The sequence below is a fragment of the Fructobacillus sp. ESL1096 genome, from assembly GCF_058511985.1.
Genome location: NZ_CP196400.1, coordinates 362720 through 377817 on the forward strand (window position 1 = coordinate 362720; position 15098 = coordinate 377817).

The window sequence follows — 15098 nt, forward strand, 5'->3', positions numbered from 1 at the left end:
AGCAATTCCTCCGTTACTTTTTATTTTTTTTAGAGAAGAGACCGAAAACCTTCGACAATGCTAACGTAGCACCAGCCTTTGAAATTGTCCCCATCCCGGCTAAGTTATTCGATGCCTTACGAACCGAACCATTCAAATCTGACACTGTCTGTGATAAATCAGCAGCAGTCTGAACAGTAACATCTAGCGTTGCCATCTTATCGTTGACATCATCCAACAATATATTTGTGTTCGCCAAAACCTCGTTAGAAGAGCGAGCGATGGTATCAATATCAGTTGTTAAAATGCTGACCGATCGCGTTAAGCGCAACAAAAAAATTCCGATAAAAACAACTAAAAGCAAAAATGCTAAGGCAAAAATTAAAATTGAAAGTTCCCCAATAGTCATAAAGTAAGATTCTCCTCTCGTTTCATTAAAGAACAGATGACTTGTTTTTATTGTAGCAGACTTAAACCATTATTGCAGGCTCAGACCTGAATTTAGTCCCTCAAATAGAAAAAGCCCCAAGGGGCTTTTCATTAACGCGCGTAATCAACTGCTCTAGTTTCTCGAACAACCGTCACCTTGACGTGACCTGGATATTCAAGTTGTTCTTCGACTTCGGCCTTAATATCATGGGCCAAAACCGTTGCTTGAATGTCGGTCACTTTGGCAGGCTCAACAATCACACGAACCTCCCGACCGGCTTGGATAGCATAGGCTGATTTGACACCCCGATAACCATCCGCAATATTTTCAAGGTCAGTCAGACGCTTGACGTAGTTTTCCAGCGATTCCGAGCGAGCACCCGGACGAGCAGCGGAAATTGCATCCGCTGCTGCGACCAAGTCAGCTAGTGGTGAAATTGCCTCCGTATCGCCGTGGTGGGCGGCAATGGCATTCACAACCACTGGTTTTTCCTGATACTTTTCAGCTAAACGAACGCCTAGTTCTACGTGAGAACCTTCAACTTCCGCATCAACAGCCTTACCAATATCGTGTAAGAGACCAGCACGCTTTGCTTGTGCAACATCCATTTTAAATTCGGCAGCCATCAAACCGGTAATCTTTGCTACCTCAATTGAGTGTTGCAAGACGTTTTGCCCGTATGATGTCCGATAATTCATTCGACCAATTAACTTGATTAAGTCTGGGTGCAAGCCACGCAGTCCTAGTTCAAAGACAGCCTCTTCACCCTTTTGACGAATATTTTCATCCATTTGGCGACGCGCCTTTTCAACAGCTTCTTCAATCTTGGCTGGATTAATTCGCCCATCAGAAATCAAAGCCTCTAAGGCGTTTTTAGCAATTTGGCGACGTAGGGGATCAAACCCTGACAAGACAACTGACTCTGGTGTATCATCGATAATCAAATCAATTCCAGTCAATGCCTCAAGCGTTCGAATGTTGCGGCCTTCACGACCAATAATTCGACCCTTCATCTCCTCACCAGGTAAGTTCACAACAGAAACTGTGACATCTGAAACAGTGTCAGCAGCTGAACGCTGGATTGCTTCCACGACCACGTTTCTTGCCCGTTTTTCGCCTTCACTTTTAGCATCAATTTCATACTCTTGAATCAGTGCTGCTCGTTCACGATCCAACTGAGCACTCGTTTCGGCTAGGATTTGCTCCTTCGCCTGTTCTCGAGTTAATGCCGCAATTTCCTGCAACTTCTCTTCTTGTGCAGTCAAAGTAGCCTGCGCAGCATCAGCCTTTTTTGTGGCTTTTTCTAACTGGCTTTGCACCTGGTTTTCTTTTTGAATCAGCGAAGCATCTCGCTGGTTCAAAGTTGCGTCTTTTTGGTCCAAAGTATCTGTCCGATCCTGCAGACGGCTTTCTTGGGCTTCAACCTTTTTTTCCCGCCCCGACAGTGATTCAATCACCTCATGACGGTACTTTTGGGCCAAGTCCTTGGCGTCAACTTCTGCATCCCGTTTAATACTTTTGGCTTCATCATTTGCTTGTTTTAAAATGTTTGCTGCAACCTGCTTGGCGTTATTTAAGCGCATCTTGTCTAAGATGCGTTTTACAAAATAGCCACCAGCCAAGCCGATTATCAAAGCAAAGAATGCTGAAATAATAATCATACCCATCGTATTTTCTTCCTTTCAGCAGTGAATTTTTTCTCAATTCACAGTTCTAGTATAGACAAAAATAGTCTTTGGGTCAATTAGAAAAGAGAATGTCTTTTTCTTGTTTTTTTAATCAAATATTTTAAAAAGCTTCGATAAAATCAAAACAAAAGTACCATTAATCAAAACAGGTCTGTTCTTAAATGCCATCAGAACAGACCTGTTTTGATTAATTTTTAAAACGACGATTTAAGTCACGTTCCTGGTCGCGCTTTTTAATCGATTGTCGCTTGTCATATTGCTTTTTTCCATGACCGACACCAATTAAAACCTTAGCAAAGCCACGTTTCAGGTAGACCTTTAAAGGCACAATTGTTACCCCGGGTTCCTTCGCTAATCCGTTTAATCGCGCGATTTGCTTTTTGTGCAAAAGTAACACCCGGTTACGCAAAGGATCAACATTAAATTGATTACCATTTTCATAGGCCGCAATGTGAACGTTGGTGAGGATGGCTTGACCGTTATTAACGGTCACAAATCCATCGCCAATCGTAATTTGACCGGCTCGAACTGATTTAATTTCAGTTCCAGTCAAAACAACTCCGGCCTCCATGGTTTCCTCAATTGCGTAGTTAAAGCGAGCCTTGCGGTTTTGCGCCAGGGCTGGATCGTCTTTGATTTTCTTTTTGGCCATCCGCCTTCCCTTCTGCAAATCTTAAAACTGCTTACTTTCGATGGTTAACCTTAAATTGATGCTTACTGTTACTTGAGCCACCCTTTTTTTGGCCCGGCTTAACTGATCGATTCGCGTTATGACCATTAGTACCACGATTACGTTGTTGGCTACCAGCCATCTTCTGGCCATTTTGTCCGCCAGGATGCCGGTTATCACTAGCAGCATGATGATTGGCACCATGACCATTAGACTTCTGGTGAGAGCCATGGCCGTGACCAGCGCCCTTATTCTGTCCACCACGACGGTTGCCACGACCATTGCGATCACGGCCAAACTTGCCCTGATTTTGTTGCGGTACTCGAATATCAGTTGTTGGCGCTGCTTCAGGATTCAAGAGAACAAAGTCAACGGTTGATTCTTCCTTATTGGCACGAATTACCTTGATTTTTACCTTTTGACCAATCTGGAAAATATGGTGCTTTGACCGACCAATTAAAGCAGCGTGTTTTTCATCATACTCATAGTGGTCATCGGTTAGGTTTGAGATGTGAACCAAACCTTCGACTGTGTTTTCCAAGGAAACAAAGAGACCAAACTTGAGAGCGGCATTCACGACACCATCAAATTCCATGCCAACCTTATCTTCCATGTACTCAGCCTTCTTCATTGAGTCAACCAATCGCTCCGTATCGATGGCTCGACGTTCACGGGTTGAAGTATCAATCCCGATTTGTCCCAATGACGAGGCATACTTTTCTTGTGCTTCAGCACCCGTTCCGTTTTTGGCATACCACTTAATCAAACGATGCACTGTTAAGTCAGGATAACGTCGGATGGGTGAAGTGTAGTGCGTATAGTAATCAGCACCCAAGCCAAAATGACCGAGTGGTTCTGGTGAATACTTGGCCTGCTTCATTGCTCGCAGCATCATCGTTGAAATCATTTGCTCTGCTGGATCATCTTTAACTTGGTCCATCAAAGTCTGTAACATCATTGGTGTCACCTTAGCCGGATCGCCCTTAACAGGGTGCCCCAAGGCCTTAGTAAACTCGAAAAAGGACTGTGCGCGTTCTTGGTCAGGCACTTCGTGAATCCGATAAAGGAAAGGAACTTTCAGACGGTCGTAATGTTCAGCCACAGTTTCATTGGCGGCCAACATAAATGATTCAATCATCCGTTCGGCTGTGCCCCGTTCGCGGACAACCACGTCAATTGCCTTCCCGTTCTCATCAACGACAATTGAGGCTTCTGGTGTATCAAATTCAATCGCACCACGACGAACACGCTTTTGGTACAAAATTTGGTGTAACTCACCCATTTGATCAAACATATCGGTCAAACCACTGTATTCTTCCCGAGTCTGATCATCACCGGCCAAGATTTCATTCACGGCCGTATAGGTCATTCGTGCATGAGAACGAATAACTGATTGCTTAATTTCATGGTTAACAACCTGACCTTCTCGGTTAATTTCCATTTCCACGGACATCGCCAAGCGCTTGACATCTGGGTTCAAAGAAGCAATCCCGTTTGACAATTTTTGAGGCAACATCGGAATCACTCGGTCCGTCAAATAGACAGATGTTCCCCGGTTGTAAGCTTCCTGATCGATGGCTGAGCCTGGACGCACATAATGCGAAACATCCGCAATATGGACACCAAGGTGGTAGTTACCGTTATCCTTTTTCCATACCACAACAGCATCGTCAATATCTTTGGTATCGGCACCATCAATCGTTACCAATGGTTGGTCCGTGATGTCTTGACGACCCTGATAATCTTCTTCTAAAACTTCATTTGGAATTGCATCAGCCTCAGCCATTACCTCATCAGGGAAATGATTTGGCACCTTCTTATTTTCAACAATTTGCATGATGTCCATGCCGGGTTCGTTTTCATAACCCAAAATCTGGGTCACAGAAACTAAGAGTTGCTTGGGATGAATACGGTCAGCAAAGCGGTCAACTTCTGCCACCACTACCTGACCGTCGTGCAAGTCTAAACCATCTTTAGCTTTTTGCACCAAAACCTGGTAAGAACCAGCCTTCTTATCGTTTAAACGAATTTGGCCCAGCGTACCCTCTTGCTGCGATCCTGCCGTATAAATACCAACAAGGCGTTGGTAGGCATGATCAATAATTTCTTCAACACGGCCCTCAGGACCACGGTCTTCGGACTGTGCCGGTTTCACCATCGAAACGCGAACAGTATCACCTTGCATTGCCTGTCCAGTATTGTCAGGGGCGATAAAGTAGTCAGGTAAGTTTTCATCATAGCGGACAAAGCCAAAGCCTTTATCATTGGCCTTGAATTCTCCTTCAATTTCACCGCTGACTGCTTGGTATTGGTAAGCATCGTCCACCTGCTTAGCCGTCTTAGCAACGACCATTTGGTCCAAAACCCCCACTACCTGTCTGTAGCCGGCTGCATCATTCATGCGCAGACCATCAGCCAAATTCTGTGCCGTAAAGGCCTGAGTTGAATTGGCCTTCAAAAAGCCCGCGATTTGTTCTTTTAATTGCTTTAATTCCATTATTTTCTTAATGTTCTCCTAAAAATGGTAAATAAAAAATCAGTCTACAAAAAAGTAAACTGACCTTTCAATTAATGAGCGGCAATATACATCAAGGCCAAGGCAATAATGAACCAAATGGCTCCCAAAATGGTTGTTGCCCGACGCAGCACGGCTTCAAAGCCGCGTGACTTTCGCTCGGTAAATAAATCGGCTGCCCCACCAGACAAAGCTGACAAAGCATCCTGTTGTTTGCTGGGCTGCATCATGACTGTCACGACTAACAGAAAACCGACAACCAGCAAAAGGATGGTGAGAATATTCGTCACAATGACCGCCTCCACTCGCTATTTCATCTTTCTTAGTATAGCAGAACTTGCCTTAATTTCCAAGGCTCAGCCGGAACATCAAAATACCGCCAGCCACGGCAACGTTCAATGATTCTGCTTGACCCAAAATTGGAATGTAGAGGTTAGCCGTTGTCTGCTTGGCTAATTCTTTATTAATCCCTTGGCCCTCATTTCCAACAATCAAGGCACCCGCTGACAAACCTTGAATTTCTTGGTATGGCTTGGCTTGGTCGTTTAACTCAGAACCGTAAACAGGCAAGTTATTGTTTTCAAAGGCAGCGATCCAGTCATTCAAGTCGCCTTGCAAAACTTCCAAATGGAAGTGGGAACCCTGCATGGCACGAACGACCTTCGGTGCGTATGCATCAGCAGTGTCCTGACCCAAAACAACTCCCTTAAAGCCAGCAGCATCCGCTGTTCGAATTAAGGTACCAACGTTGCCTGGATCTTGGATGGCATCCAAGAAAAGCCAAAGACCGTCATGGACATAAGTCGGGTCAAAAGTCTTTTCGGGTAAGGTTACTTCGGCAAAGATTCCCTGGGGTGTCTTTGACCCAGCAATATGGGCAGCAACTTCCTTTGAAATTTCAAAAGCCGGCACACCATGGGGAACATCTGGCAAGTGTTCTGCCATCTGCTCTTCTGTTGCCATAATTGCGTGGAACTTTGCCCCCGCTTTGATAGCCTCCTGCACTAAGTGCCAGCCATCAAGCAAGTAAGTCTTTTGCTCAAGCCGTCCCTTTTTGGTGGCTAACTTGGCCCAAGCTTTCACCTTGGCATTTTGTTTGGATAAAATTCGTTCCATTATCTGTCCTTTATTAATTATTTCTCGTTACGGCGTTGTTGCTTACCGGCATTTCGTCGGCCCTGATCATCATCTGTTACATCTCGTGGTCGCAAGTCTTCCGGCCGAACACGACTCTGATTTGCTCCAAAAGCTGACGAAGCCGTTTGGCTCAACAAATCATCAGCCGTCTTCTTGAGAACAAAGTTCTTGTTCACATCGTCCTCTAACTTAGCATACAGCAAATGCACGATGAATGCTTGCAAAACAACGGTAATTCCACCAACAATAAAGTAAAGACCCAAGGCCCCAGATGAAATCAGGGTAATTCCCGCAATCATCACTGGTGAAATCCACAGCATCTGTCCGGCTGTCTTTTTTTGCTCAGCTGGCATGTGGATCAATGACAAGTATGCTTGAGCAGCATAAATCACAAAGACGATCAATGACAGCAAGATGGCAGGCTTTGACAAGGGCAACCCAAAAAAGGTAGCCGTCTTCAGGCCATTGGCATGTTGGATAGCCAGGTACAAACCAGAAAAGATTGGCAATTGAATTGCCATCGTTAACCAGGAAATTCCACCGGTCATCGAAACACCATTTTCACGATACAAGGTCATTGAAGCCATTGAAGCCGCTTGCTGCTCTTCTGGGGTCTTGCCACTCTTCACAGCCGCTTGAACCTTTTCCAATTCTGGTCGCAACTTCTGCATTTTTAATGATGACTTTGTCGTGTTAATTTGTTGGTTAACAAAGATTGGCAACAGAATTAAACGAATAATCGCCGTTAAGATAATAATTGCCCAACCAATGGCGTTCACACCACCAACCCACTTGGCAATCTCCGTCAAAATGTGGGCAATTGGCGTTGACACAAACCGATACATCCGACCATGAACGCCGTAACCACCGGTCATTAGGTAGATATCTAACAGGACAAACAAAATCGTGAATGTCCGCTTTGCTGATTTCATGAAAAAATTCCTCTTTTAATAATTTAATTAGTCTTAGATATTATAACAAGAATGTTCGCGAAAAACTTTCTTTTCTGAAAGCAAATAAAAAAGACTCGTTTGGCAACAGGTTACAGCTTCCTAAAAATTGGAAGTTAATAGCCAATCAGCCAATCAGTCTTTTTGATGGTTATCTGTTTCCCTAACTAGCGGGAAGCGCAATCGGAAAACCGAGCCGGATCCAAGCGCTGATTCAACCTGAACCTGGCCACCATAGGCAGCGACCATCTTTTTCACGATGCTCAAACCCAGACCATTTCCACCAGTTTGGTGTACCCGGGCCTTATCGACACGATAAAAGCGGTCAAAAACGCGATCCAAGTCTTCAGCAGCGATTCCTTGACCAAAATCTTGCACGCCAATATCGACCCAAGATCCAGATTCGGCCAAAGCTAGGTGAATCTCCTTACGGTCAGTTGAATATTTCAGAGCATTATCAATCAAAATAATGAGGAGCTGCTCCAAATGATCCGAACGAACTGCCACTTCAGCTGGTGCCCCCAAAGCATTATCCAATGTCCAAGAAAAATCAGGATGAACCATCTGCAAGTCGTGGTAAACCCGTTCCAAAACTGGTGTCACCTCTGTCTTTTCGGGCTGACTGCTGACCGTTAAGTTTTCGGCTCGGGTCAACATCAACATTTCGTTGACCAAGGTTTCCATCCGCGAAATTTCAGACAATGAAGAGTGAATTGAATCCTCTAGGACTTCTGGATCATCCTTTCCCCACCGTTCCAACAACTCCAAGTGCCCCTTGACGATGGCCACCGGTGTCCGTAATTCATGCGAGACATCTGAAACGAAATCCTGCTGCGCGTGAATAAGACCCTGGACCTTGTCCATTGTCTCGTTTTGCACCTGCCCCAAGTCATTCAGTTCCCTATTATAGGCAACCGGCTTGACTCGTTGCTCTGTTACTGGGTCCTCTTCAAAAGAGAGCATCGTTTCTTGTAACTTTTTAACTGGGCGCACTAAAAATTGAGCCAAAATCCAAGACAAGCAAATCGTCCAAATCACAGCGACAACGACCAAAAAAGCCCACCAATGGCTCAGCTTCTCAATCGTTTCACCATGAATATTTGGCCCTAAAATCAAGTCCAAACAAAATAGGATTACGACTAACAATAGTAAAAACCCCACCGACAAGGCCAGCGTCAATAACGTCTGGATTGAAAGGGTCGGTGAGACAGCTTTTGTTTTCTGCTTGCTTGCTCTCATCTTAGCTCCGCATTACATAACCCGTTCCACGAACGGTTTGGATATAAGAAGTTTTTGATTCAGGGTCATCCAACTTATTACGCAAATAACGGATATAAACATCGACAACATTCGTTTCGATTTGTGTGTCAAAGCCCCAAACTTCTTTGAGTAACTTTTCACGTGATTGAACGACATTAATATTTTCAACCAACAACAACAGCAAATCGTATTCGCGCTTCGTCAAGTTAATGACTTGATCATCACGACGGGCAATCCGGTTTTCTTTCTCCAATTGCAAGTTCTTAAAGCGGATAATCGAAGGTGATTTATCGGCTGGATTTTGTTCAATATCAATTCGACGCAAAAGTGACCGCACGCGGGCCAAAAGTTCTTCAATAGCAAACGGCTTGACTACATAGTCATCAGCGCCATAATCCAAACCTGAAACCCGATCAATCACAGAGTCACGGGCCGTCATCATGATAATTGGTGTCTTTTTGACTTCACGCAAGCGACGGGCCACTTCAAAGCCATTTAATTCTGGCAACATCAAATCAAGCAAAATTAGGTCGAAGTCCTCGTTTAAGGCCTTGTCCAAGCCTTCGCGGCCGTTTAAGACCGTTTCAACATCATAACCTTCGTGCTTTAGTTCTAAACTGACGAATTTCGCCAAGTTTTCTTCATCTTCTACAATTAAAATCCGACTCATATTTTCCCTCACGACGTCTCTGGATGCTCAATAGCTCAAGCGCCATCGAACAAAAATGAATAAGTTTTAATCTTATTCTACCATAAACGTCAAAATTTTCTCATTTTTTAAAGAAATCATCCAGTTTCGACAGGCGGGGATCAAGAACCTGTTTTTCTTCTGTTGCTTCTTCTTTTTTTTCTTGTTCTTGTTTGGCAAAATCCTCTTCTGAGATGACTTGCCAGTCTTGACCAGTTGGCAGGGCTGACCCTGCGGCCTCTTCTGCGGTCAAAATTTGACTCGGCAAAGCAGCTACCAAATTATCTAAGATAACCAAATCCAAGTCCAGATTGTTTTCTTCTAAGACAAAAACCGCCTCATCCTCATCAAAACGTTGTAAGCGTTCTTCATCCGCCACATAAGTCTCATGAACATCAACATCAGTTGACCAATCAACCGGTGCAAGTGACCGTGATGATGGCAGGATTAAATCAGCATGAACACTGGCAGACAAAACAATGTCTTCGTTTGTCAATGTCTTAATTGTCCCCTTAACCTGCACGACTGGTGCCTTAATAATTAAATCAGAAAAACGTTCATCAATCAAATATTGTAGGTCTAATTTTTCATCCATTACTAATGGACTTTGTTGAAACTTTGCTAATTGTTGCTTGGCGTACTTCATATTTTTACTCCTGACCTTGATAAATTGGCTTACGACCAACATCTTGCCCCTGCTTGGCATGGGTTTGACCAGCTAGCACCTGCCAGATTTGGCCCGCTTTATAATCGAGTCGTAAATTAGCTTTCGCCAACGACATGTCAACGCGTGAAATAATGGGTAGGGTTGCTTCCCGCTTGATTTCACTCAAATAGGCCTGACCCAAGTCATTAAAGCCAAGCAGGCGAATATAAGAATCCGCCATGGCAGCCTGCATTTGATCAACTTTAATATTCAAAAGTGTGTACAACAACGTTCGTTGAATTCGAGCAAAGGTGTAGCGCTTGGTCTTGACTGATTTAATAAAAGACTGGTAAGACTGTGGTCCTTCAACAGCCGCGGCAACCCCAGCCAATCGGTGTTCCAAGCCCTCTGCCATTTGATAAACCTGACCCAACTGTCCAACTGTATCAGTCAGCAGGCGGTAGCGAAGCAACTCAAAGAAAGGCTTTTCAAACGCTAAAGCAGTTGGCGCTGTTGACAGAGCCTCGAAGGCTTGCTCAGAAACGACTGGCCTGATTTTTTCAAACTTCCCTTTATGAAGAGCAAGGCGAATCGAAGAGGCAGAAGCAATCGTCTGCCCCTCCTCAAAGCTTTGATCATGGTAACCCGCTTGCAAACGACTAATTGGGTGCAAGTGCATCACTTGGCCACTCGCAACTACAGCTTTGGCATAGGAAAATGCCAAAATATCGTTTGGATCTTCCATTTTGAACCCGGTCTGTTCTTCTAGCTGCTGAGCATAAGCCGAAGCATAAGTCTGAGTCCGATCAGTAAATTGGCCTTCACTTTCGATTGCCGCGGCCTGCTTGGCCAAATCAAGAAAATCAACTTCCGGGTGTTCCGAACCGAAAACAAGGTCTTTGACCCCCAGTGCTTGCAAAATTTGAACGGCGCCGGCCGCAAACAAATGGCCAGGCTGGACTGCATAAAAAACTGGTAATTCAACCACCAAATCTGCACCGGCGGCCAAAGCTAGCTTCGTTCGTTCCCATTTATCCAAAATTGCTGGTTCACCGCGCTGAACAAAGTTACCAGACATTATCACCACTGCTAAATCAGCATTCGTTAACTCTTTTGCTTTTTTGATGTGATAGGCATGACCGTTATGGAAGGGGTTATACTCTGCAATAATGCCGACTGCTTTCATGATGCTCCTCCTTTATGTGCCACAAAGAACCAACGATCATCCTGGTCATCAGCCGTTTTACGACCAAAATCAGCACTAATTTCTACTTGGTCAAAGCCAGCCTTATGCAAGGCCTTTTGATAGTACGCCAGCTCGTAAGTCTGCTCATGATGGACTTCCCGTACTAGGTTAAAGGCATCGATGCCCTCATTGTACAAAAAGAACTTTAAATCGTGATCAACAGAATTCTTTTCTTCACCGGGAAAACTAGTCCACATAAAAATTTGGTCAGGATCATCATCATTGTTATAGCAGTAATTGTCATACAAAACGTTGACTTGGTAAGGCGTAATCACATCAAATAAGAAGGTCCCACCCGGTTCCAAATGTTCATAAACCTGGTTAAGACCCGCTTGAAAATCAGCTTTGCCAGGAAGGTAATTCAAAGTATCCGCAAAAGAAACAATGACTGGATACCTTTCTTCCCAGTCTGAAAAATCACGAATATCAGCCTCCAATAAACGTAAATCAACCTTCGCCTCTTCGGCATGCTTTTGTGCCAAAGAGAGCATGGCTGGTGCCATATCTAAGAGATCGACTGTAAAGCCCTTTTTGGCAAGTAAGACAGCCAAACGACCGGCGCCACCACCCAAATCCAGCATTTTACTAGCGGGCAAACGGTCTTCTACAAAATGCTGCCAATCCACGTACAAGTCGCCATCAAAGAGATTGTCATAAAGGTTAGCAAAGGTTTGGTATGGTGTATTATTTTCGTCAGTCATCTTTTTCTCACTTAAACAGCATTGGCTGGTGGCTAGCCCATCAAAGACCAACCCCCAGCCAGATATCTTACTGATTGATTAATATACTTCTTCTGCGAGGTAACTCGTTAAGTCGACATTTTCAGCATCGAACCAAAGGCGGTCCAAATGGTAGAAATCACGAGACTCTTCATCAAAAACATGGACGATAATATCACCGAGGTCTAATGAAACCCATTCAGCACGGTCGTAGCCCTCAATATTGAGTACCTCACCCCCAGCTTTTTGGACTTCTTCCTTGACTTCACGGACAATTGCTTGCACCTGCCTGCTAGAACCTGCCGATGTAATCACAAAGTAGTCAGCCAGCAAGGAAACCTTTTGCATATCTAAGGCGATGATTCGATCACCATGCTTGTTATCAATGGCGGTAACGACTGTTTGCAACAAATCCTTTGAATTGATGGTTGTCATGTAAACTCCTTCTTATTCTGCAAAATGACGAGCCCAGTCATTATAACTGGTGAAGGTCTTGGGATAGATTACGTTACCTTTTTCGGCCAAAAATGAGAGGGTGTGCTGTAACTGATAAAATACCCCCCGGTCCAAGGACTTATCCGTGATTTCTCGAGCCTCTTTGACGCCAGGAAAATCGCGACCAGTTTCCAAGTAATCGGCCATGAAAACAATTTTAGCTAAAGTCGGCATCTCAACGCCGGCTCCAGTTGTGTGCAACCGAACTGCAGCTAAAATAGCTGGATCATCAATCCCTAGTTCATCTTGGATCATTTCTGCTCCAACAACACCGTGCCAAATAGCCCGATTCCAGTTTTTCAAATCAGGATCCAAGTGAAAATGGTTAATTGCGGTCAAAAAGTCCTCAACAGGCCGTTCTTTGGCATAGTCGTGCACCAAGCCGGCCAAGGCCGCTTGGTTTTCATCCACACCATTTTCTTGAGCCAACCGACGGGCATAATCTGCAACGCGTAAGCAATGTTGAAATCGGCCTGCTGAAAGCTGAGCCGAAACTTTTTTTTCAACGACATGCCACTCTTCTTCAAAAGCTGTCATCTGGTCCCCCTCTTCACAAAATTTAGTGGAAAAGTCCTCTGACTAACGAATCTTTTCCACTTCAACTGAATACTTCACATACTTTGCATCGGTTGCTGGTTCGTACAAGACCAAGGTTTTCCCAATTACCTGGGCAACAGTCACCGTTGATTCTTCTTCAATAAAACTTGCCAAGTCCTTGGCTGACCAGTCACTCCCCTGTTGCAAGTTGACCTTAATCAATTCACGCTTAGCCAATGCTTTTTTGACCTCTGTCAACCATTCCTGGTTAGCTCCGGCTTTGCCAACAGAAAAGATAGGTGTTAACCCATTTGCCTGTGATCGCAGGTAGCGTTTTTGTTTTCCAGTTAAATTTTGCATTAAATCATTGCCTTTCGTAAGAAAACCCCAACTCCTTTAGGAGCATAGGCCTGGACGTGAATTCCGGCTGGCAGGGTAATAAAACCCAAACCAGCATAGACCAAGTCCATCTTTTCGTTAATTTTAAATTCATATTTAGCAAAGGCAACATTGTTATCGGCCGGTGCTGGTGTCAATAGTTGTCCCTTATGCTTGACATAGAAATCATCCGCACCTTGACGCTTCGTGCGGTGAATCATCAAATTATTTTCAAAATAGGCCGTAACGGCTGATTTTGCTCCATCTGCAGGTCCAGTCACCAAATCAAAGCGCGCTAAGGCCCCGAAGAAAAGTGTTTGATCCGGATTTAATTGGTAAGTCCGGGCTTTAATCTCAGCCTTTGGCAAAACATACTTTAAATCTTTGTCAGTCACCCAGTGGGCATACTGGTCTTTTTTAATAATCCCGGGAGTGTCAATCAAGGATTGCCCATCATCTAGCGGAATGGCAATCTGATCCAGAGTTGTTCCTGGGAACCGCGAAGTCGTGATTAGCTCCTGAACACCTGTTTTCGACTTGATAATCTGGTTAATCAACGTTGATTTACCAACATTGGTTGTGCCAACGACGTACACGTCGCGACCATCCCGCAATGTATCAATTTTATCTAAAATTTGATCCAAATTCTTGGGATGGGCAGCGGAAACAAGTTCAATGCCAACTGGGCTAATCCCTTGTTCTTTTAGCTGTCCTTGGACCCAATTTTTTAACTTATGTTCCTTTAAGGACTGGGGCAAGAGATCAACCTTATTAGCAAGAACCAAAATCGGATTATCTTGGCCAACAAAGCGTGGCAATCCAGGAATTGTTGACCCTGAAAAGTCAAACAAATCCAAGACATAGACAATCAAAGACTTCGTCTTAGAAACCTGGTGCAACAAATTTGCAAAGTCATCATCCGTTAATTCAACAGGCTGAATTTCATTATAATGGCGCAAGCGGAAGCAACGTTGGCATAACAGTTCCTCAGCCATCAGCTGCTTCTTTAAGGCAGAAAGTGGCAAAAAACCAGCTTCTTCCTTATGATCAATTTGCATTTTAGCACCACAACCAATGCAGTATAATCCCTCAGTTAAGGCTTCCTGGACCTCTTCATCCGTCGCAATCGTTTGCACTTGTTCTTGCTCAAATTCTTTTTCTGTCATTAATTTTTATCATTTTCCCTAGCAGAAACAGCTTCCTTGAAAGTTGCATGCCAGATTAGTGGGTGCTTTCGATTATAAATCAGCTTTTTAGCTAGCTTTTCAAGTGACCGGTTGAGCCAAGTTTGCCACATGTCTGATTCGACCAATTGCTTGACCAAAACAGATTTAACACCAGCTAAGTGAGCTGCCCAAACGTCGGTTAGCATCTGATCACCAACCATCAACACAGCTTCTTTTTGCAATCCCTGCTTTTTGAGCACCTTTAAAATACCACGCGGCATCGGCTTCAAAGACCAGGCAACATAGTCAACATCCAAACCAGAAACGGCTTGCTCGACTCGCTCCCAGGTATTATTGGAAACGACAACAACCTCAATCCCAGCTGCTTTGATTTCTTTTAACCAAGCATGCAATTCTGGTGTCCCATTGGGGTTATTCCAAGCCAGCAACGTATTATCTAAGTCTGTTAATACGGCTTTTACGCCTTGGCTCTTTAACTCCGCCACCGATAAGTTATAAACGGACTTAACCGTGTAGGTGGGCTTTAAAAAATTAAGGGGCATATTTGTCTTCCTTTTTTTATTTCCTCAGTTC

17 protein-coding genes are annotated in these 15098 nt (G+C 44.2%); all 17 read right to left on the reverse strand.

The window, feature by feature from the left end; translation table 11 throughout:
* Nucleotides 1-13 precede the first annotated feature (13 nt).
* The 17 genes from ACSYSR_RS01530 to ACSYSR_RS01610 all read right to left on the reverse strand — a co-directional run bounded on the left by ACSYSR_RS01530 (nt 14) and on the right by ACSYSR_RS01610 (nt 15067).
* Entirely contained in the window at nt 14-388 is a 375-nt protein-coding gene (locus ACSYSR_RS01530; RefSeq protein WP_252774247.1) for a DUF948 domain-containing protein, read from the reverse strand.
* Between the two features lie 131 nt (nt 389-519).
* Nucleotides 520-2076 carry a ribonuclease Y gene (rny, locus tag ACSYSR_RS01535; RefSeq protein WP_489816324.1) on the reverse strand — a complete coding sequence of 519 codons (1557 nt, stop codon included), beginning with the start codon at nt 2074-2076 and terminating at the stop codon, nt 520-522.
* Nucleotides 2077-2284: 208 nt separating this feature from the next.
* On the reverse strand, nt 2285-2749 hold the full coding sequence (gene smpB, locus ACSYSR_RS01540) for an SsrA-binding protein SmpB (protein WP_489816323.1): 465 nt from the start codon (nt 2747-2749) through the stop codon (nt 2285-2287).
* A gap of 31 nt (nt 2750-2780) precedes the next feature.
* Nucleotides 2781-5264 carry a ribonuclease R gene (rnr, locus tag ACSYSR_RS01545; protein WP_489816322.1) on the reverse strand — a complete coding sequence of 828 codons (2484 nt, stop codon included), beginning with the start codon at nt 5262-5264 and terminating at the stop codon, nt 2781-2783.
* A gap of 71 nt (nt 5265-5335) precedes the next feature.
* Entirely contained in the window at nt 5336-5572 is a 237-nt protein-coding gene (gene secG / locus ACSYSR_RS01550) for a preprotein translocase subunit SecG (protein ID WP_047974310.1), read from the reverse strand.
* 52 nt (nt 5573-5624) lie between these two features.
* On the reverse strand, nt 5625-6398 hold the full coding sequence (locus tag ACSYSR_RS01555; protein ID WP_252774251.1) for a TrmH family RNA methyltransferase: 774 nt from the start codon (nt 6396-6398) through the stop codon (nt 5625-5627).
* Nucleotides 6399-6415: 17 nt separating this feature from the next.
* Nucleotides 6416-7351, reverse strand: coding sequence for a membrane protein insertase YidC (gene yidC, locus ACSYSR_RS01560; protein ID WP_252774252.1), 936 nt, complete (start codon nt 7349-7351; stop codon nt 6416-6418).
* Nucleotides 7352-7504: 153 nt separating this feature from the next.
* The gene (locus ACSYSR_RS01565; protein WP_489816321.1) at nt 7505-8608 is read right to left on the reverse strand and encodes a sensor histidine kinase; all 1104 of its coding nucleotides are present in this window, start codon (nt 8606-8608) and stop codon (nt 7505-7507) included.
* 1 nt (nt 8609) lies between these two features.
* Nucleotides 8610-9299, reverse strand: a complete 690-nt coding sequence (locus tag ACSYSR_RS01570; protein ID WP_047974306.1) for a response regulator transcription factor — start codon at nt 9297-9299, stop codon at nt 8610-8612.
* Between the two features lie 100 nt (nt 9300-9399).
* Nucleotides 9400-9963 carry a YceD family protein gene (locus ACSYSR_RS01575; RefSeq protein WP_489816320.1) on the reverse strand — a complete coding sequence of 188 codons (564 nt, stop codon included), beginning with the start codon at nt 9961-9963 and terminating at the stop codon, nt 9400-9402.
* A gap of 4 nt (nt 9964-9967) precedes the next feature.
* On the reverse strand, nt 9968-11149 hold the full coding sequence (locus ACSYSR_RS01580) for a nucleotidyltransferase (RefSeq protein ID WP_489816319.1): 1182 nt from the start codon (nt 11147-11149) through the stop codon (nt 9968-9970).
* Nucleotides 11146-11910 (reverse strand): class I SAM-dependent DNA methyltransferase, encoded by a 765-nt coding sequence (locus tag ACSYSR_RS01585; protein ID WP_489816318.1) that lies wholly within the window; start codon nt 11908-11910, stop codon nt 11146-11148. Before ACSYSR_RS01585 ends, ACSYSR_RS01580 begins: the two co-directional genes overlap by 4 nt.
* A gap of 78 nt (nt 11911-11988) precedes the next feature.
* Entirely contained in the window at nt 11989-12363 is a 375-nt protein-coding gene (gene rsfS / locus ACSYSR_RS01590) for a ribosome silencing factor (RefSeq protein ID WP_489816317.1), read from the reverse strand.
* A gap of 12 nt (nt 12364-12375) precedes the next feature.
* Nucleotides 12376-12960, reverse strand: coding sequence for a bis(5'-nucleosyl)-tetraphosphatase (symmetrical) YqeK (gene yqeK, locus ACSYSR_RS01595; RefSeq protein ID WP_252774258.1), 585 nt, complete (start codon nt 12958-12960; stop codon nt 12376-12378).
* Nucleotides 12961-13002: 42 nt separating this feature from the next.
* A complete protein-coding gene (gene yhbY, locus ACSYSR_RS01600; protein WP_252774259.1) occupies nt 13003-13320 on the reverse strand; it encodes a ribosome assembly RNA-binding protein YhbY in 318 nt (105 codons plus the stop codon).
* Entirely contained in the window at nt 13320-14474 is a 1155-nt protein-coding gene (gene yqeH, locus ACSYSR_RS01605) for a ribosome biogenesis GTPase YqeH (protein WP_252774410.1), read from the reverse strand. Before yqeH ends, yhbY begins: the two co-directional genes overlap by 1 nt.
* Before the next feature lie 29 nt (nt 14475-14503).
* Entirely contained in the window at nt 14504-15067 is a 564-nt protein-coding gene (locus tag ACSYSR_RS01610) for a YqeG family HAD IIIA-type phosphatase (protein WP_252774260.1), read from the reverse strand.
* Nucleotides 15068-15098 lie beyond the last annotated feature (31 nt).